The 18860-nt window shown below is 73.9% G+C and carries 18 protein-coding genes; 10 read left to right on the top strand and 8 right to left on the bottom strand.

Annotated features, from left to right (window positions below; genetic code table 11):
- Positions 1 to 137: 137 nt before the first annotated feature.
- The 6 genes from M8316_RS02520 to M8316_RS02545 form a co-directional block, all read right to left on the bottom strand.
- Positions 138 to 1055, bottom strand: coding sequence for a sugar phosphate isomerase/epimerase family protein (locus M8316_RS02520; RefSeq protein WP_250051725.1), 918 nt, complete (start codon positions 1053 to 1055; stop codon positions 138 to 140).
- Positions 1052 to 2254, bottom strand: a complete 1203-nt coding sequence (locus tag M8316_RS02525; RefSeq protein ID WP_250051727.1) for a phytanoyl-CoA dioxygenase family protein — start codon at positions 2252 to 2254, stop codon at positions 1052 to 1054. Before M8316_RS02525 ends, M8316_RS02520 begins: the two co-directional genes overlap by 4 nt.
- A gap of 100 nt (positions 2255 to 2354) precedes the next feature.
- On the bottom strand, positions 2355 to 3443 hold the full coding sequence (locus M8316_RS02530) for a Gfo/Idh/MocA family protein (RefSeq protein WP_250051729.1): 1089 nt from the start codon (positions 3441 to 3443) through the stop codon (positions 2355 to 2357).
- Positions 3444 to 3453: 10 nt separating this feature from the next.
- Positions 3454 to 4332: a sugar phosphate isomerase/epimerase family protein gene (locus M8316_RS02535; protein WP_250051731.1), complete on the bottom strand. Its 879-nt coding sequence runs from the start codon at positions 4330 to 4332 to the stop codon at positions 3454 to 3456.
- The gene (locus M8316_RS02540; protein ID WP_250051733.1) at positions 4332 to 5333 is read right to left on the bottom strand and encodes a Gfo/Idh/MocA family protein; all 1002 of its coding nucleotides are present in this window, start codon (positions 5331 to 5333) and stop codon (positions 4332 to 4334) included. The genes M8316_RS02535 and M8316_RS02540 overlap by 1 nt, the downstream gene beginning before the upstream one ends.
- Positions 5334 to 5419: 86 nt before the next feature.
- Positions 5420 to 6232, bottom strand: a complete 813-nt coding sequence (locus M8316_RS02545) for an SDR family oxidoreductase (protein WP_250051735.1) — start codon at positions 6230 to 6232, stop codon at positions 5420 to 5422.
- A 104-nt stretch (positions 6233 to 6336) separates the two neighbouring features.
- On the opposite strand from M8316_RS02545, the gene M8316_RS02550 reads away from it, so the two are divergent.
- Positions 6337 to 7365, top strand: coding sequence for a LacI family DNA-binding transcriptional regulator (locus M8316_RS02550; protein ID WP_250051736.1), 1029 nt, complete (start codon positions 6337 to 6339; stop codon positions 7363 to 7365).
- A 28-nt stretch (positions 7366 to 7393) separates the two neighbouring features.
- On the opposite strand, the gene M8316_RS02555 is transcribed toward M8316_RS02550, so the two are convergent.
- Positions 7394 to 7918, bottom strand: a complete 525-nt coding sequence (locus tag M8316_RS02555) for a hypothetical protein (protein WP_250051738.1) — start codon at positions 7916 to 7918, stop codon at positions 7394 to 7396.
- Positions 7919 to 7950: 32 nt separating this feature from the next.
- The gene (locus tag M8316_RS02560; RefSeq protein ID WP_250051740.1) at positions 7951 to 8445 is read right to left on the bottom strand and encodes a hypothetical protein; all 495 of its coding nucleotides are present in this window, start codon (positions 8443 to 8445) and stop codon (positions 7951 to 7953) included.
- 228 nt (positions 8446 to 8673) lie between these two features.
- Between M8316_RS02560 and carA the strand changes: the two genes are divergently transcribed.
- The 9 genes from carA to gmk all read left to right on the top strand — a co-directional run bounded on the left by carA (position 8674) and on the right by gmk (position 18830).
- Positions 8674 to 9894, top strand: a complete 1221-nt coding sequence (gene carA / locus M8316_RS02565) for a glutamine-hydrolyzing carbamoyl-phosphate synthase small subunit (RefSeq protein WP_250051742.1) — start codon at positions 8674 to 8676, stop codon at positions 9892 to 9894.
- Between the two features lie 3 nt (positions 9895 to 9897).
- Positions 9898 to 13293 carry a carbamoyl-phosphate synthase large subunit gene (carB, locus tag M8316_RS02570; RefSeq protein WP_250051743.1) on the top strand — a complete coding sequence of 1132 codons (3396 nt, stop codon included), beginning with the start codon at positions 9898 to 9900 and terminating at the stop codon, positions 13291 to 13293.
- A gap of 25 nt (positions 13294 to 13318) precedes the next feature.
- Positions 13319 to 14431: a quinone-dependent dihydroorotate dehydrogenase gene (locus M8316_RS02575; protein WP_250051745.1), complete on the top strand. Its 1113-nt coding sequence runs from the start codon at positions 13319 to 13321 to the stop codon at positions 14429 to 14431.
- Positions 14432 to 14449: 18 nt separating this feature from the next.
- On the top strand, positions 14450 to 15364 hold the full coding sequence (locus M8316_RS20945) for an iron-sulfur cluster-binding protein (RefSeq protein ID WP_308195944.1): 915 nt from the start codon (positions 14450 to 14452) through the stop codon (positions 15362 to 15364).
- Positions 15361 to 16233, top strand: a complete 873-nt coding sequence (locus tag M8316_RS02585) for a beta/alpha barrel domain-containing protein (RefSeq protein WP_250051747.1) — start codon at positions 15361 to 15363, stop codon at positions 16231 to 16233. Before M8316_RS20945 ends, M8316_RS02585 begins: the two co-directional genes overlap by 4 nt.
- 79 nt (positions 16234 to 16312) lie before the next feature.
- A complete protein-coding gene (pyrF, locus tag M8316_RS02590; RefSeq protein ID WP_250051749.1) occupies positions 16313 to 17194 on the top strand; it encodes an orotidine-5'-phosphate decarboxylase in 882 nt (293 codons plus the stop codon).
- Positions 17191 to 17679, top strand: coding sequence for a hypothetical protein (locus M8316_RS02595; RefSeq protein WP_250051752.1), 489 nt, complete (start codon positions 17191 to 17193; stop codon positions 17677 to 17679). Before pyrF ends, M8316_RS02595 begins: the two co-directional genes overlap by 4 nt.
- Positions 17680 to 17898: 219 nt before the next feature.
- Positions 17899 to 18225 carry an integration host factor, actinobacterial type gene (gene mihF, locus M8316_RS02600; RefSeq protein ID WP_250051754.1) on the top strand — a complete coding sequence of 109 codons (327 nt, stop codon included), beginning with the start codon at positions 17899 to 17901 and terminating at the stop codon, positions 18223 to 18225.
- Entirely contained in the window at positions 18222 to 18830 is a 609-nt protein-coding gene (gene gmk / locus M8316_RS02605; protein ID WP_250051756.1) for a guanylate kinase, read from the top strand. Before mihF ends, gmk begins: the two co-directional genes overlap by 4 nt.
- The last annotated feature ends 30 nt before the right edge of the window (positions 18831 to 18860 follow it).

Here is an 18860-nt window from a genome sequence, read left to right on the forward strand (position 1 = left end):
CTTCCGTTGGTCCGAGTGCCGCCGGCCGGGACGGGTGCCCCGCCACGGCCAGCGAACTCGTGGACACCGAGCGGTGCAAGGCTTTGCACACGACCTCGGCCGTCGCGGTACGCGATACCGCAGGGGGTGTGCGTGTGCTAGGCGCCCGCACCAGCCCCGACCACGGACGAGACGACGGCACGCGCGGCGCGCAGGTTCTCCGCCAGCACCTCGGCCAGGGGGCCGCGGCGCTGCTCGTGCGAGATGATCTCCACGCCCCACGGGCCGGAGAACCCGACGTCGTGCAGGGCGCCGACCATCCCGTGCACGTCGAACGTGCCTCGACCCAGGTCGAGCCTCCGATCGCGGGTCTCGGGGAACGGCGCCTCGCCGGTGGGAGCCGGCCCGTCGTTGAGCTCCACCACGAAGACCTTCTCGCCCGGCAGTGCCCGCAGGTCGTCGACCGTCGAGGGCCCGCGGTCGACGTGCCACAGGTCCACGACGAGCCCGACGCCGGCGTGGTCGGCCGCCAGCACCAGGTCGGCGGCCCGGCGGAAGTCCCGGATGTTCGCGAACGGCAGGGGCTCGATGGCCACGCGCGCCCCGACCGGGGCGAAGTCGTCACCGAGCCGGTGCAGCTCCTCGGCCCAGTGGGCCACCTCGTCCGGGTCCAGGAGCTCAGGGATCGACCCGCTGAGGTCCCCGACCGCGGGACCGGCCTTCACCGAGACGGCCCCGAGCGCGCCCGCGGCCTCCACGAGCGCGGCCCGCTTGGCGTCCGAGGCGCGGCGCAGCTCACCCGTGGTCCACCAGTCCTCGACCAGCTCCACCTCGCGGTGCACCAGGCCCAGGTCGTCCAGCATCGCACCTACCTCCCTCAGCGCGAGGGGCGAGGCCTGGAGGTCCTCGATGGTGAAGCCGATGCCGGTGAAGCCGGCGCCCGCTGCTGCCTCGGCGCGCGTGCGCAGGTCGAGGGGCGAAAGGTGTCGACCGCCGGGGCCGGGCTGGGCGTCACCGGTGTGCGACCAGCAAGTGGCGAGGAACGCGGGGGAGGCGGCCACGGGGCTCGTGCTCACGCGAGCCCGGGGCGGGTGCGCTCGGCCTGGGCGTCCAGGGCCTGCTCCAGCTCCTCGACCGACCACTTCTCGGCCAGGGCCTGGCGCATGAGGCCGGCCTGGGTCTGGGGTGCGATGAGGCCGACGGGCTGGTCGCGGTCGAGGTTGGTCGGGAACGAGTAGCCCTCGGCCGACGCCGCGATCACGTTGTCGAGGTCGGCCTGGTCGGCGCCGTCGGCCTGCCGCTGGAGCAGGACGGGGTAGAGCGCCTTGCACATCGCGACGCGGTCGACGGACTCCATCGCCCGCCCGAACGGGGAGGAGACCTGGAGGAGGTTCGCCATCCGGCGCACGTCGGTGGAGACGTTGGTGCCGGCCCCGTGGAAGAGCGCGGGGTTGAAGAACGCGGCGTCGCCCTTCGCCAGCGGCAGCTGCACGTAGTTCGCCAGGAAGTAGTCGGTGAACTCCTGGAGGTGGAAGGCGAGGTAGCCGGGCTCGTACTGGTGGGAGTAGGGCAGGTACAGCGTCGGGCCGGTCTCCACGGGCATGTCGCAGTGGGCGACGGCGCCCTGCAGCGTGAGGGCGGGGGAGAGCAGGTGGGCGTGCGCCGGGAACTGCACCGAGGTCGCCGCGTCCATGAAGCCGAGGTGGTAGTCGCGGTGCGCGCGCTGGGCCTGACCCCCGGGGTTGACCACGTTGACCTGCGAGGTCACCTGGTAGCCGGGGCCGAGCCAGGCCTCGCTGATCAGCGCGAGGGCGTCGTTGGCGTAGTAGTCGGCGAAGACCTCGGGCTCGGCGACGGCCAGCTTGTCGAGGGCGCCCCAGACGCGGTCGTTGGCGCCGGGCTTGGCGAAGTGGTCGCCGGCGGCGGTGCCCGCGGCCTTCTCGAGCTCGATGCGGGCCAGGAAGGCGTCGGTGGCGCGGTCGACGACCGCGTGGTCGCCGTAGGCGCCCTGGAGGACGACGATGCCGGGGCCGTCGGTCAGTGCCCGCACGAGCTCGGCCTGCACCTCGCGGCGCTGCGGCCCGGCCATGGCGGCGCGGAGCTTCTCGCCGTACAGCAGGACGTTGTCGGCGACCGCGTCTGCGAACGGGTAGTCGGCGAGCTCCGTGGTCTGCTCGACGACGGCCTTGAAGTCCTCCAGCGAGCAGTCGTCGGCCGACAGCCAGCCGGTGGTGGTGCGGGCCGATGCGGCGGTGGAGCTGGTGAGTGAGGGCATGTCCCTGACTCCTTCCCGATGGGGTCGAGGTGGGCTGGTGTGAGGCACGTTACGCCCGGCGTCAGGGCCGGGGAACCTCATCCGATCCGTCAAAAAAACCTCAGCGGACGGGAGCGCTTCGCGGGGCGCTGGGGCGGGGAGCGAGGCCGAGCGCGCGGTAGGCGTCGTCGACCAGGGCCATGGTGGCCACGGCGTCGTCGGCGTCCGTGGCCACCGCTGCCCCGTGGCGCACCGCGGCCGTGAAGGCTCGCAGCTGGTGGGTGTAGGTCGAGTCGGTGCCGCCGTGCTCCACGCGCTCGGCCCCGCCGGCCTCCGGGGAGGCGCGGACGACCACCCGGTCGTCGTCCTCGCGGTAGAGCAGGTCGGGCACGGAGACGGAGCCGCGGGTGCCGTGCACGTGCACGGCCATCTCCCAGTGGCCCGAGGTCATCGAGCAGCGGGCCAGGCCGGTCGCGCCGCCCGGGAAGGCGACCTCCACGTCCGCCCACGCGTCGACACCGGGGGAGTGCTGCTCGCCGCGTGCGCCGGTGACGACGGGCGCGCCGCCGGCGTGGGCGCCCAGCACCCGTTGGGCGTGCAGGGCATAGCAGCCGAGGTCCATGATCGCGCCCCCGGCCAGCGCCAGGTCCCACCGCGGGTCGGAGTCGTCGGGCGCCGGCATGAGCAGCGTGCTCTCCACGTGCCGCACCTCGCCGACCTCGCCGGAGGCGACGATCTCGAGCAGGCGGACGAACATCGGGTGGTAGACGTAGTGGAAGCCCTCCATGAACACCTGGCCGGCGAAGCGGGCGGACGTCGCCGCGAACCGCTCCCGGACCCAGGACGCCTCGGCGTGGTTGCTCGCCGACGGCTTCTCGGTGAGCACGTGCTTGCCGGCCTCGAGGGCCGCCACGTTCCAGGCGGCGTGCAGGCTGTTGGCCAGCGGGTTGTAGACCGCCTCGACGTCGGAGTCGGCGATCACGTCGGCGTAGGAGTCGAGCACCCGCTCGACACCGTGCCGGGCCGCGAACGCCTCGGCCCGCTCGCGGCTGCGGGCGGCGACCGCCACGAGGCGGACCCCGGTGGCCAGCGCCGGCTTCACGAGGGAGGTCTCGCTGATGCGGGCCGCCCCGAGGAGCCCGATCCGCAGTGGCTCGATCCGCTGGGGCTCGTCACCGGCGACGGACGCCTCGGGGTGGCCGCCGCTCACAGCCGGTCCCTCACAGCGAGCCGAGGACGGAACGGACGTGGTCCGCGCTGGTGCGGACGTCGGCCAGCGGACCCTCGCCCACCGGCGCCTCGGTCAGGATCGTGTCCTGCTCGAGCACGTACCAGCCGTCGTAGTGGTGCGTGCCGAGCGTGCTCACGATCGAGGCGACGTCCACGTCACCCAGGCCGAGCGGACGGTACATGCCGTTCGCGACGCCCTCGGTGTAGGAGATGCGTCCCGACTGCACCTTCGCCGCCACCGACGCGTCGACGTCCTTGAGGTGCGTGTGCGCGATCCGCTCGGGCGCCTGCCGGGTCAGCTCGGCGGGGTCGGTGCCGCCGATGAGCAGGTGCCCGGTGTCCAGGCACAGCGAGACCGTGGAGCCGGCCAGCACGCGCTGCACCTCCTCGCCGTTCTCCACCATGGTGCCCACGTGCGGGTGCAGCACCGCGCGGACGCCGTGCTCGGCCGCCCGGGCGGTGATCCGGTCCAGGTTGCCCAGGAGCAGCTTCCAGCCGTCGCCGTCCAGCACCGGCCGGGAGTCGTACCCGTCCTGGCCGGAGTCGGCCGAGAGGACGAGGACGTCGGCCCCGGTCGCGGCGAACTGCGCCAGCACCCTGTCCACCTCGGGCATCGGGTCGTGGCCCTTGACGTGCATGATCACCGGCGTGAAGCCGCCGACCGCGGTGAGCTCGTGCTCCTTGAGCACGGCCGCCATCTCGGCGGGGTCGCGCGGCAGGAAGCCGTCGGGCCCGATCTCGGTGGCCACGAGGCCGGCGTCACGCATCTCCCCGAGGACGCGGGTCGGATCCATCTGGTGGCCCCACCCGGGGACCTCGCACACGCCCCAGGAGATGGGGGCGCCGGCGATCTTCGCGCTGGCGGCCATCACTTCACCTCGTCGATCGTGACGGGGCGGTGCTCCTTGAGGGAGAGGTCGGCGGCCTCGGCCATCCAGGCCACGGCCAGCGCGTCCTGCACGGTGCAGGGGGACTCCGTGCGGGCACCGGAGACGAGCTCGGTGAACGCGGTGAGCTCGGCGCGGAAGGCGTCGGTGAGCCGGTCCATGAAGAAGCCCCACGGCTGGGCCGAGGGCCAGGTGCTGCCGGGCTCGAGGTTGCGCAGCGGGGCCTGGTCGCTCCAGCCGGCCGCGACGGAGTCGCCGGTGCCGTGGACCTCGAGGCGCACGTCGTAGCCGCGCGGGTTGTAGCGGGTGTTGGAGACGACGCCGGTGGAGCCGTCGGCGAAGGTGATCAGCGTCTGGGCGGTGGCGACGTCGCCGAGCTCGGCGAACATCGGGTCGCCGTGGGCGTGGCCGGTGGCGTAGACCTCGACCGGCTCCTGGCCGGTGATCCAGCGGACGGTGTCGAAGTCGTGCACCGAGCAGTCGCGGAAGATGCCGCCGGAGGTCTCGATGTAGCCGCGGGGAGCCGGGGCCGGGTCGAGGGTCGTCGAGCGGACGGTGTGCACCCAGCCCAGGTCGCCGGCGACGCGGGCGTCGTGGGCCGCCAGGTAGGCGGGGTCGAAGCGGCGCGGGTAGCCGACCTGGACGGCGACGCCGCTGTCCTCGACGTGCTGGGCCACCGACACGGCGTCGGCCAGCACGGCCGACAGCGGCTTCTCGCAGAACGCGGGGATGCCGGCGTCCACGGCGGCGCGCAGCAGCGGGGCGTGCGCCGCGGTCGCGGCGGCGATCACGACGCCGTCGACGCCCGAGGCGATCAGGGCCTCGGGGCTGTCCGCGGGCTCGGCGCCGAACTTCTCCGCCACGGAGGCGGTCGCGGCGGGCACGGCGTCGGCGACGACGAGGGTCTCGACGGCGTCGAGGTTGCTCAGGGTCTCGGCGTGGAAGGCGCCGATCCGGCCGAGGCCGATGAGTCCGAGTCGCATGGTGGTTCCTTCTCTTGGTGAGGCTGACCTGGTCGGGGCCAGCGGTCAGGGTGGTGCTGGTCAGGTGTGGTGCTGGTCAGGCTGGGTCAGGTGCTGCGGGGGACGTCGCCGGGCGCGAGGCCGAGGCCCCCGACGACCGTCTGGTCCCAGTCGATGACGGAGCCGGTCACGACCCCGCTGCGGTCGGAGAGCAGGAGGACGACGAGGTCGGCGATCTCGTCGACGTCGCCGAGGCGCCCCATCGGCACGGACGAGGCGGCGCGCTCGAGCCACACGGAGCCGTCCGGGTCGTCCGCGGTGCCGGCTCCCTGGGTGCGGTGCTCGCCGTCGGTGGCCGTCCAGCCGATGTTGAGGCCGTTGACGCGGACCCTGTCCCAGCGGTGGGCGTGGGCGGCGTTCTTCGTCAGCCCCACGAGGCCGGCCTTGGCCGCCACGTAGGGGGAGAGGAAGGACTGACCGCCGTGGGAGTCGATCGAGATGATGTTGACGATCGAGCCGGGGGCACCACGACTCACCATGTCGGCCACCGCGGCCTGCATGGTGAAGAACGGGCCGCGCAGGTTGACCGCCACGTGGGCGTCGAAGAGCTCCGGGGTCGTGTCCAGCAGGGTGCCCCGGGCCGTCGAGCCGGCGGCGTTGACCAGCCCGTCGATGCGGCCGTGACGCGCGACGGTCTGCGCCACCGCGTCCCGCGCCTGCGCGGGGTCGGCCACGTCGGCCCGCACGAAGTGGGCCGAGGCCCCGTCCGCGCGCAAGCCTGCGGCCACGGCCTCGCCACGCTCGGCGTCGCGCCCGGACACCACGACCAGGGCGCCCTCGCGGGCGGCCGCGCGCGCGATGCCCGCGCCGAGGCCCTGGGTGGCGCCGGTGACGAGCACGACGCGGTCTTGGAGAAGCACGTGGACGATGTTGTGGCTCGTGACACATCAGCGTCAACAGCGACACTCCCATCAAAAAGCCATCACCCGTTGACGGAGTGCGCGGCTGCCCCGAGGATGCCTGCGTGGGACACCCGTACCCGATCCGGGAGATCGCCCGTCAGGCAGGCCTCAGCGAGGCGACCGTCGACCGCGTGCTCAACGAGCGTCCGGGCGTCCGGGCCAGCACCGTCGCCCTCGTGAAGCAGGCCGTCACGGACCTCGACCGCCAGCGCAGCCAGCTGCGGCTGACCGGTCGTACCTTCCTGGTCGACGTCGTCATGCACGCGCCCGACCGCTTCTCCTCGGCCGTCAAGGCGGCCCTCGAGGCGGAGCTGCCGATGCTGTACCCGGCCGTCATCCGTTCCCGCTTCGACTTCCGCGAGTCCGGGGATGCCGGCGAGATCGTGCGGGTCCTGGAGAAGATCGGGCGCCGTGGGTCGGCCGGGGTGATCCTCAAGGCCCCGGACGTGCCGGAGGTGGTCGCCGCCGTCGACTCGCTGGTCGAGCAGGGCATCCCCGTCATCACCCTGGTCACCGACCTGCCCCTGAGCAGGCGGGCCGCCTACGTGGGCACCGACAACCGCTCCGCCGGCGCGACCGCCGCCTACCTGGTGGACCAGATGCTGGGCCCGGACGAGGGGGAGGTGCTCGTGGCCCTGAGCAGCAGCGTCTTCCGCAACGAGGAGGAGCGGGAGATGGGCTTTCGCTCCACGATGCGCAGCCGCAACCCCGGACGGGTGCTGGTCGAGCAGACCGACACCGACGGGCTGGACGCCGCCGTGGAGGCCGCGACGCTGCGCACGCTGGAGGCGCATCCCCGGATCACGTCGGTCTACTCGGTCGGCGGGGGCAACCGGGCGATCCTCTCGGCGTTCAGCCAGGCCGGCCGCGACGTCCGCGTCTTCGTCGGGCACGACCTCGACCGCGACAACCTCGACCTGCTGCGCGGTGACGAGCTCACCGCGGTGCTGCACCACGACCTGCGCCACGACATGCGCACGGCCTGCCAGAACATCATGCGCGCGCACGGTGCCATCGAGGGGGAGCCGGAGACGCTGAGCGCGCCCATCCACGTCGTCACCCCGCACAACGTGCCGGAGCTGCTGGTCTGACCGGGGTCCGTCCCGCGACGGCCTGTCCTCAGGGCCGGGAGCCGCGTGCCTCGTGCCAGGTGGCGGCGTCGCTGCTGGTGACGCGGAGGATCGCGTCCGTCGCCCGCGAGGCCGGCCACAGGTCGACCGCGTACCGGTCGACGACCTCGTCCGCGAACTCCCCGTCGCGGCCGGCGTCGCGCCCCGTGGCGCTGACGCGGAGGCGGTACTCGCCCGGGGGGACGGGCAGGGGGCCGCTGTCCTCGCCCGCCCAGCCGACCCAGCGCGGTGCTGCGTCCTCGGTCACGACGGTGGACACCTCCACCACGTCCTCCCAGGCGTCGTCGGGGGGTGCGGGCTCGACGTCGTGCAGGGTCACGGTGACGTGCGACCCACCCGACCGGCGCGCGAGGGTGAGGTGCACCCCGTCCGCGGAGGCTGCGCCCACCAGCCCGTTCGCCTGGCCCTCGAACAGGGAGTCGACGTCGCCGTCCTGGTCGAACCCGTCCGTCCAGGCGAGGTCGAGCCGGCCGTAGTCGGTGTCGATGACGTCATCGAGGATCGTGCGTGCCACGCCCTCCATCCTGGCACTGACGACGGCTGCGCTCAGGCGCCCACGACCTCGACCGTGGAGGTGCCCGAGAGATCGGTGACCTGCAGCTGGGTCGGCGGGGTCTCCAGCCCGGTGACGACGACGACCCACGAGACCGCGTCCATCGTGCACATCGTGTCCTTGTCGCCGCCCGGAGCGAGCGCGAGTGACCAGTCCGCCCGCAACGTCGCCCTCGGTGCGCACGAGCCCGAGTAGCCGACCTCCCCGACGTAGACGAGCGCACCCTCGTCCGCCAACCAGGCGGCCCCGCCGACCGGCGCGGCCTCGGCGTAGGCCGTCCCCGCCTCGTCGTCGGCCCGGACGAGGTCGACGGACGCGTCCTCGGGCCACGAGGCCGGCTCCTCGTCGACGGTGCCGGGGGAGGAGGACGAGGCGGCGCCGGGGTCGGAGGCGACCGTGTCCTCCGAGCCGCACGCCCCCAGGACCAGACCGAGCGCGAGGCAGGCGGTCACGGCGAGCGGGGCACGGGTGCGGGAACGGCGCGTCATGGTGGTCATGCTCCGTGGGACGGCGCCCGGCCGTCCAGGGTTCCCCGCCCTCCTGCGTCAGGTCCCGGGCGGGTGGGGCACCGCCGCGGAGGGGTCCGTCACACGCGCCGTGTCGAGTGGTGGACGAGCGTGGCGCGGAAGGGGCGAAAGGCCTGGGCGCTGCTATTCTCGGGCGCAGTCCGACATCCTTTAACGACCCGTCCTGTGAGGCGGAGAAGGAGGTACGGCGTGCCCTCGCATGCCCCCACGCCCGCGACGTCCTCGACCCGGGAGCCCAAGCCGGCCCTGCTGGTCCTGGAGGACGGTCGCACCTTCCACGGTGAGTCCTACGGAGCCGAGGGCGAGACCTTCGGCGAGGCGGTCTTCTCCACCGGCATGACCGGGTACCAGGAGACGCTGACCGACCCGAGCTACCACCGCCAGGTCGTCGTCATGACGGCCCCGCACATCGGCAACACGGGCGTGAACGACGAGGACCCGGAGTCCTCCCGCATCTGGGTCGCCGGCTACGTCGTCCGGGACCCCAGCCGCGTCTCCTCCTCCTGGCGCGCGCAGCGCAGCCTCGACGACGAGCTGAAGGCGCAGGGCGTCGTCGGCATCTCCGGCGTCGACACCCGCGCGCTGACCCGCCACCTGCGCGAGCGCGGCGCCATGCGCGTCGGCATCTCCACCGAGACGACCGACCCGGCGCTGCTGCTGGCGAAGGTGCAGGAGTCCGCCGAGATGGCCGGCTCCGAGCTGTCCACCGCGGTCTCCACCCAGGAGGCCTACGTGGTGCCGGCCCAGCCCGGTCCGTGGGGCGAGAAGCAGTACACCGTCGCCGCCCTCGACCTCGGCATCAAGGCCATGACGCCGTACCGGATGGCCGAGCGCGGCATCGAGGTGCACGTCCTGCCGGCCACCGCCTCCATCGAGGAGATCAACGCGGTGAACCCGGACGGCCTCTTCTACTCCAACGGCCCCGGCGACCCCTCCGCCACGACCGCCCAGGTCGAGACGCTGCAGGCGGCGCTGGCCCAGGGCCTGCCGTACTTCGGCATCTGCTTCGGCAACCAGCTCTTCGGTCGCGCGCTCGGCTTCGGCACCTACAAGCTGAAGTACGGCCACCGCGGCATCAACCAGCCGGTCATCGACCGCACGACCAACAAGGTCGAGGTCACCGCGCACAACCACGGCTTCGCCGTCGACGCGCCGCTGGACGCCGCCACCACCACGCCCTACGGCGAGGCCACCGTCAGCCACGTCAACCTCAACGACGACTGCGTCGAGGGCCTGGAGCTGCGGGGCGAGGACGGCGTCCTCAAGGGCTTCTCCGTGCAGTACCACCCGGAGGCCGCGGCCGGCCCGCACGACGCCGGCTACCTCTTCGACCGGTTCAAGGACCTCATGGCCGGGGGCCTGACCTCCACGGCCGCCACCACCCCCGTGATCAGCAGCAAGGAGGCCTGAGCCATGCCGAAGCGCACCGACATCTCTTCCATCATGGTGATCGGCTCCGGCCCGATCGTCATCGGCCAGGCCTGCGAGTTCGACTACTCCGGCACCCAGGCCTGCCGCGTCCTGCGGGCCGAGGGCCTGCGGGTCATCCTGGTGAACTCCAACCCGGCCACGATCATGACCGACCCGGAGTTCGCCGACGCCACCTACGTCGAGCCGATCACGCCCGAGTTCGTCGAGCGGGTCATCGCCAAGGAGCGTCCCGACGCGCTGCTCGCCACTCTCGGCGGCCAGACCGCGCTGAACGCGGCCATGAGCCTGCACGAGAACGGCGTGCTCGAGAAGTACGGCGTCGAGCTCGTCGGCGCCTCGGTCGAGGCCATCAACAAGGGCGAGAACCGCGAGCAGTTCAAGCGGATCGTCGAGGACCTCCCGGCCGAGTGGGGCGCCGAGGTGGCCCGCTCGATCATCTGCAACGGCGAGGACCTCGCCCCCGGCGCGACCAAGGAGGAGAAGGTCGCCGCCGCGCTGCAGAAGGCGCTCGACGGCGCCGAGGACCTCGGCTACCCCGTCGTCGTCCGCCCCTCGTTCACCATGGGTGGCGCGGGCTCCGGCCTGGCCTACTCCGAGGACGACCTGCGCCGCATCGGCGGCGCCGGCCTCACCGCCAGCCCGACCACCGAGGTGCTCCTGGAGGAGTCCATCCTCGGCTGGAAGGAGTACGAGCTGGAGGTCATGCGCGACAAGGCCGACAACGTCGTCATCGTCTGCTCCATCGAGAACCTCGACCCGCTGGGCGTGCACACCGGTGACTCGATCACCGTGGCCCCGGCCATGACGCTGACCGACCGCGAGTACCAGCGGCTGCGCAACATCTCCATCGGCGTCATCCGCGAGGTCGGCGTCGACACCGGCGGCTGCAACATCCAGTTCGCGGTGAACCCCGAGGACGGCCGCATCGTCGTCATCGAGATGAACCCCCGCGTCTCCCGCTCCTCCGCGCTCGCCTCGAAGGCCACCGGCTACCCGATCGCCAAGATCGCCGCCAAGGTCGCGATCGGCTACACGCTCGACGAGATCCCCAACGACATCACCTCGGTGATCGGCGAGGACGGCGAGAAGCGCGGCACCCCCGCCGCGTTCGAGCCCACGCTGGACTACGTCGTGGTCAAGGTGCCCCGGTTCGCCTTCGAGAAGTTCCCCGGCGCCGACCCGGTGCTCACCACGCACATGAAGTCCGTCGGCGAGGCGATGGCGATCGGCCGCAGCTTCACCGAAGCCCTGCAGAAGGCGCTGCGCTCCCTGGAGTCCAAGGGCGCCACCTTCGACTGGGACAAGGCGTTCGTCGACCTGGACAAGGCCGACCTGCTCGCCCGCGCCTCCGTGCCGCACGACGGCCGCCTCAAGCTGGTCATGGACGCGCTGCGTGCCGGGGCCACCGCCGAGGAGGTCTTCGACGCCACCAAGATCGACCCCTGGTTCGTCGACCAGCTCTCCCTCATCAACGAGGTCGCGCTGTCGGTGATCGAGGCCGAGGAGCTCACCCCCGCGCTGCTGCGCCGGGCCAAGCGCCACGGGTTCTCCGACGCCCAGCTCGGCAAGATGCGGGGCATGACCGCGGACGTCGTCCGCGGGGTGCGCCACGCGCTCGGCATCCGCCCGGTCTACAAGACCGTGGACACCTGCGCCGCCGAGTTCGCCGCCGCGACGCCGTACCACTACTCCTCCTACGACGAGGAGACCGAGGTGACCGGCCGCACCAAGGAGGCCGTGATCATCCTCGGCTCCGGTCCGAACCGCATCGGCCAGGGCATCGAGTTCGACTACTCCTGCGTGCACGCGTCGCTGGCCCTCTCCGAGGCCGGCTACGAGACCGTCATGGTCAACTGCAACCCGGAGACGGTCTCGACCGACTACGACACCTCCGACCGCCTCTACTTCGAGCCGCTCACGCTCGAGGACGTGCTCGAGGTCGTGCACGCCGAGCAGCAGGCCGGCCCCGTGGCCGGCGTCATCTGCCAGCTCGGCGGCCAGACCCCGCTCGGCCTCGCCCAGGGCCTCGCGGCCGCGGGCGTGCCGATCGTCGGCACCAGCCCCGACGCCATCGACCTCGCCGAGGAGCGCGGCGCCTTCGGCCGCGTGCTGGCGCAGGCCGGGCTCGTGGCGCCCAAGCACGGCACCGCCACCTCGTGGCCCGAGGCTCGCGCGATCGCCCAGGAGATCGGCTACCCCGTCCTCGTCCGCCCCTCCTACGTGCTGGGCGGACGCGGCATGGAGATCGTCTACGGCGACGAGTCGCTCGAGGCCTACCTGACCAAGTACGTGGAGGCCGGGCTCATCAGCAGCGCCGCCCCGGTGCTGGTCGACCGGTTCCTCGACGACGCCGTCGAGATCGACGTCGACGCGCTCTACGACGGCACGGAGCTCTACCTCGGCGGCGTGATGGAGCACATCGAGGAGGCCGGCATCCACTCCGGCGACTCCGCGTGCGCCCTGCCGCCGATCACCCTGGGTGCCCGCGAGATCGACAAGATCCGCGAGGCCACCGAGGGCATCGCCCGGGGCGTGGGCGTGCTGGGCCTGATCAACATCCAGTTCGCGCTCGCCGGCGACATCCTCTACGTCCTCGAGGCCAACCCCCGCGCCTCGCGCACGGTGCCGTTCGTCTCCAAGGCCACCGCCACCTCGCTGGCCAAGGCCGCCTCCCGCGTGATGCTGGGCGAGTCCATCGCCCACCTGCGCGAGGTCGGCGTCCTGCCCGCCACCGGCGACGGCGGCACCCTGCCGGCCGAGCAGCCGATCGCCGTGAAGGAGGCCGTGATGCCGTTCAACCGGTTCCGCGCCCCCGACGGCAGCCAGGTCGACACCATCCTCGGCCCGGAGATGAAGTCCACCGGCGAGGTCATGGGCTTCGACGCCGACTTCGGCACCGCGTTCGCGAAGTCGCAGGCCGCCGCCTTCGGGCTGCTGCCGACCGGCGGTGCGGTGTTCGTGTCGATGGCCAACCGCGACAAGCGGTCGATGATCTTCCCGGTGAAGGTCCTGGCCGAGCACGGCTTCGAGATCATGGCCACCCAGGGCACCGCCGAGGTGCTGCGCCGCTCGGGCGTGCCCTGCACCGTGGTGCGCAAGCACTTCGAGGGGGAGGGGCCGAACGGGGAGAAGACCACCGTCCAGCTCATCGCCGAGGGCAAGATCCAGCTCATCGTGAACACGCCGTACGGCGCGGGCGGCTCCGGCCACGCGCGCCTGGACGGCTACGAGATCCGCACCGCGGCGATCCGCGCCAACGTCCCCTGCATCACCACGGTCCAGGGCCTCGCGGCCGCCGTGCAGGGGATCGAGGCGATGCGTCGGGGCGACGTGGGCGTCCGGTCCCTGCAGGACTGGGCCGCGCTCGTCGGTCGCTGACCGGGGATCTGGTAGGAGTCAGCACATGGGTGCCTACGACCTGCTCTTCGACCAGGTGGCCACACGGATCGACCCCGAGCTGGCCCACCGGCTCGGCTTCGTCGGCGTCCGTGCCGGCGGGCCCGCCCTCGCGGCGGCCCGCCGGGGCGTGGCCCGCCTGCGGGGGACGACGGCGACGCCGGTGCACACCCTCGGCCTGACGTTCCCGCACGCGCTGGGCCTGGCCGCCGGGTTCGACAAGAACGCCACCGGCATCGACGCGCTGGCCGCGCTCGGCTTCGGACACGTCGAGGTCGGCACCGTGACGGGGCGGCCGCAGCCGGGCAACCCGCAGCCGCGGCTGTTCCGGCTGCCCGCCGACAAAGCGATCGTCAACCGGATGGGCTTCAACAACGACGGGGCAGCCGTCGTGGCCCGCCGCCTGGAGCAGCGCGCCGAGCGGCTGCGCGGGCGCGACCCGCGCGGGCGGCCGGTGCTGGGCGTCAACATCGGCAAGTCGAAGGTCGTGCCCGACGACGACCAGACGGCCGTCGAGGCCGACTACGCGATCAGCGCGCGACTGCTGGCGCCGTTCGCGGACTACCTGGTCGTCAACGTCTCCTCGCCGAACACCCCCGGCCTGCGCAACCTCCAGGCCGTGGAGAAGCTGGGGCCGCTCCTCGAGCACGTCCGCCAGGTCGCCGACGCGGCGACCCACGACGGTCGTGGTCACTCCGGCCGCCGCGTGCCGCTGCTGGTCAAGATCGCGCCCGACCTGGCCGACGAGGACGTCGACGCCGTGGCCGACATGGCCGTCGCCGGTGCGCGCGACGGGGTGCTCGACGGCGTCATCGCCACCAACACGACCATCGGCCGCGGCGGGCTCGTGACGCCCGAGGCCGACGTCGAGGCGCTGGGGGCCGGCGGGCTCTCGGGCGCGCCGCTGCGCGAGCGCTCGCTGGAAGTGCTGCGCCGGCTGCGCCAGCGGGTCGGCCCGGACCTCACCCTGGTCGGCGTCGGCGGCATCTCCACGGTGGCCGACGCCCGGGAGCGGATCGCGGCGGGAGCCGACCTCGTCCAGGCCTACACCGGCTTCATCTACGGCGGGCCCGCGTGGCCGTCGCGGATCGCCGCGGGAGCGGGTGCCCGCACCCAGTGAGCACCCGGTGATGACCCAGTGAGCGCGCCCGTGCACGGCCCGGTCCACCTGACGGCCGAGGTCCTGTCCGGATCGCGCTCGGGGGCGTTCACCCAGCTCACGCTGGCCGCACCCGGCGTCGGGGAGCGCTTCCGCCCAGGGTCCTTCCTGGCCGTCTCGATCGGTGAGCCGGGGGAGCGCGCCCGCCTGGCGCGCCGGGCGCTGTGGATCCACCAGGTGCGTCCGCTGGGCGGCCACGCCACCTCCGTGTCCGTGCTGGTCGACCCCGTGGGGCCGGGCACCCGGTGGCTCGCCTCCCGCGCCCGCGGGGACCGGCTCGAGATCACCGGCCCCCTGGGCGGGCGCGTCTTCGCCCTGCCCAAGGAACCCGTCAGCACGCTGCTGGTCGGCGAGGGCGTGCACGCGGCGCCACTGTTCGCGCTGGCCGAGCGGCTGCGCGAGCGGGACTGCCCCGTCCACCTCCTCCTCGCGGCGCCGGACGAGGCCCACCTGCTCTCCGCGCTCGAGGCCCGGCGCACGGCCCGCAGCGTCACCGTGGCCACCCTCGACGGCTCCGTCGGCACCCGGGCCCCCGCCGCCGACCTCCTGCCCGACCTGCTGCGCCGCACCGGGGCGGCCGTCGTCTACGCCGCCGGCTCGACGCCGCTCCTGCACGCCGTGGCCCGTGCCGCCGAGGACCACGGCGCCTGGAGCCAGACCGCGCTCACGCTGCCCACCCCGTGCGGGACCGGCCTGTGCCTCGGCTGCCCCGTGCCCGTCGTCGGTGAGGACGGCGTGGCCCGCACGGCCCGCGTCTGCGCCGAGGGGCCGGTGCTGCGCGGCGACCGGGTGCGCTGGGACGACCTGGTGCGCTGGGACGACCTGGTGCGCTGGGACGACCTGGTGGGCCCGGAGAGTGCCCCGCGGACCGGGACGGGGGAGGAGCGCGGATGAGCCCGACCACCCCCGGCACCCGCGTGGCCGGGCTGCACCTGGCCGAGCCGGTCATGCTCGCCGCCGGCTGCGCGGGCACGGGCCGGGAGGCGGCCGCCTACGCACCGCTGAGCACCTACGGCGCGGTGGTGAGCCGCACGATCACCCTGGACGCCCGAGCCGGCTCGCGCGCGCCCCGGGTGCTGGAGAGCCCGGCCGGGCTGCTGCACGCCACGGGGCTGCCGAACCCCGGGCTCACCGCCTTCTGCGCCACCGAGCTGCCCGCGCTGGTGCAGGCCGGGGCCCGCGTCGTCGTCTCCGTCGCCGGCGCCACGCCGGAGGAGATCACGCAGGTCGTCCGCGGCCTGGCCCGCACCTCCGGCGTCTCCGCCGTCGAGCTGCACCTGTGCGCGCCCGACGCCGCCGAGGCCGGGGTGCTGGCCCCCCTCGACGGTGCGGGCGTCTCCGAGGCCGTGTCCGCCGCGGCCGGCGTCCTGCCGCCGGGCGTGCCGCTGCTGGCCAAGCTCGCCCCGGTGCTCGCCGGCGTCGCCGAGCACGCCCGGGCGGCCGCCGGGGCCGGGGCCGCCGCCGTCGTGGTCGGCGGGGCCCAGCCCGCCCAGCTGCCCGACGGCCGCCCCGCCGGTCTGTCCGGCCCGGCCGTGCGCCCGCAGGCGCTGCGCGCCGTCCACGCCGCCGCGACGGCCCTGGCGGGCACCGGCGTCGACGTGGTGGGCTGCGGGGGCGTCACGGTCGCCACGGACGCCCGGGCGCTCCTGGACGCCGGCGCCGCCGCCGTCCAGGTGGGCTCGGCGCTCCTCTCCGACCCCACGGCCGCCGCCCGGCTCGTCGCCGACCTGCGAGCCGGGCGAGCCCCGGACGACCCCACCTGACGCCCCTGACCCGCCCGGCCAGCACGCCCGCACCCGCACCCACAGCCGCACCCGCACCCGCACCCAGGAAGGCCCCTGCATGACCATCGCGCCCCAGACGACGACCGCGCCGTTCGGTGCCCGCCTCGAGTCCGCCCTCGCCACGCGCGGGCGCTTCTGCGCCGGCATCGACCCGCACGCCGGCCTCCTGGCCGCCTGGGGGCTGGAGGACACCGTGGCGGGGCTGGAGCGGTTCGCGCTCACGGCCACCGAGGCCCTCGCGCCGGTGTGCTCGGTGATCAAGCCGCAGTCCGCCTTCTACGAGCGCTTCGGGAGCCGCGGCGTGGCCGTGCTGGAGCGGGTGCTGGCGACCGCCCGCGAGGCCGGCGCCCTGGTGGCGCTGGACGTCAAGCGCGGCGACATCGGCTCCACCTCGCAGGCCTACGCCGACGCCTACCTGGACCCGGCCTCCCCGCTGTGCGCGGACGCCGTGACGGTCAGCCCCTACCTCGGCTTCGGCTCGCTGAGCCCGTTCGTGGAGACGGCGCGCGCCCACGGGGGCGGCCTGTTCGTCCTCGCCCTCACCTCCAACCCCGAGGGCCCCGAGGTGCAGCACGCCCGCACCGCCGACGGCTCCGCCACGCCGGGGGAGCGGGTCGCCGACCGGGTGCTCTCCCACCTGGCCGCGCTGAACGCGGCCGAGGTGGAGGCCGGCTCGCTCGGCTCCTTCGGCGCCGTCGTCGGCGCGACGCTGGCCGACGGCGTCGTGACGCACGCCGACCTGGACTTCGGCGGCCCCGTGCTGGCGCCCGGCTTCGGCGCCCAGGGCGGCACCGTGGCCGACATCGACCGGATCTTCGGCCCCGTGGCGCCCCACGTGCTGGCCAGCTCCTCGCGCGAGGTCCTGGGCAAGGGCCCGGACGCCGGGATGCTCGCCGCGGCCGCCCGGGACGCCAACGACGCGCTGGCCGGGCTGGGGTGACGCGTCACCGGGGCGTCGCCGGAGCCGTCGGAGTCGCCGGAGCCGCCGTCACCCTGGCGCTCCTGCTCTCCGGCTGCGCGGGCGACCCCACGCAGGAGTACTGCGACACCGTCACCGACGGTCAGGAGCAGCTGGCCGCGGCGGTCGACGCCGGCAGCCCCACCGCCCTCGTGGACGCGCTGCCCGCCCTGGAGCGGCTGCGCGACGCCAGCCCTGACGACGTGGCCGACGACTGGCAGTACCTCACCGGTCGCGTCGTCGCCCTCGACGACGCACTCGAGGACGCCCTCGACGGGACGGACCTGACCGCGCAGGACCTGGTCGGCCTCGACGAGGACGAGGTGCCGGCGGGCGTCGAGGAGGCCGACCTCGTGGCCGTGCGGGCGGCGGCCGGTGAGCTGGCCTCGACGCAGACGCAGCAGGCGCTGGCGACCGTCACGGCGGAGGTCCGCGCGGTCTGCGGCACGTCCCTGACCGGTGGCTGAGACGGGGGCCCGACCCACCCCCGGACGTCACCCTGAGCGACCTCCTCACCCCCGCGCTGACCGGCGCGAACGGCCGCGAGCCGGCGCTCCGGGGCCCCCGCCGGGCGCCTGTCGGACGCCCGGCGCGCACCTGTGTGGTGGCCCGCGTTGCCGCTCACCCGGACGTGTGACTAGATTGGCCCCGCCCTGCACCACCCACCGCGTAGAAGGATTGAGCCCGTGGCCCTTCCCCCGCTGACCCCCGAACAGCGCCAGGCGGCGCTCGAGAAGGCTGCTGCGTCCCGCCGGGAGCGTGCGGAGGTGAAGAACCGGCTCAAGAACTCCGGTGCCTCGATCTCTGAGGTGCTCAAGGAGGGCCAGACCAACGAGGTCATCGGCAAGATGCGCGTGGTCGACCTGCTGCAGTCCATGCCGGGCCTGGGCAAGGTCCGCGCCCGTCAGATGATGGAGCGCCTCGGCATCGCCGAGAGCCGCCGCGTCCGTGGTCTGGGCTCGAAGCAGGTCGCTGCGCTCGAGAAGGAGTTCGGCGCGGACGCGGGTCTGTGACCCCTCCCGCTCCCTCCCGCACCCCCGACGGGCCGGCCCGCAGCCGGCTCGTCGTCCTCGCCGGTCCCACCGCCGTCGGCAAGGGCACCGTGGCCGCCGCCGTCCGCGACCAGCACCCCGACGTCTGGATCTCGGTCTCCGCGACGACCCGCAAGCCCCGCCCCGGCGAGGTCGACGGCGTGCACTACCACTTCGTCACCGAGGCGGAGTTCGACCGCCTGGTCGACGCGGGCGACATGCTCGAGTGGGCGGTCGTGCACAAGGTGGCCCGCTACGGCACCCCGCGCGGTCCGGTGGACGAGGCGCTCTCCGCCGGACGCCCGGCGCTGCTGGAGATCGACCTCCAGGGGGCGCGGCAGGTCCGCGACTCCATGCCCGAGGCGCTCCAGGTGTTCCTCAAGCCCCCGTCGTGGGAGGAGCTGGTCCGCCGGCTCGTCGGCCGGGGCACCGAGACCGAGGAGGAGCGGGAGCGCCGACTGGCCACCGCGCGTGACGAGCTGGCGGCCGAGCCGGAGTTCGACGTCACGATCGTCAACCACGAAGTTCATGAGGCTGCCGACGAGTTGGTAACCTTGATGACGGCCGACCCGCAGGTCCGGCCCTAGCGCCCTCCGGCGCACCGACCTGCACCCCCG

The sequence above is a fragment of the Nocardioides bruguierae genome (assembly GCF_023554635.1).
GTDB lineage: Bacteria > Actinomycetota > Actinomycetes > Propionibacteriales > Nocardioidaceae > Nocardioides > Nocardioides bruguierae.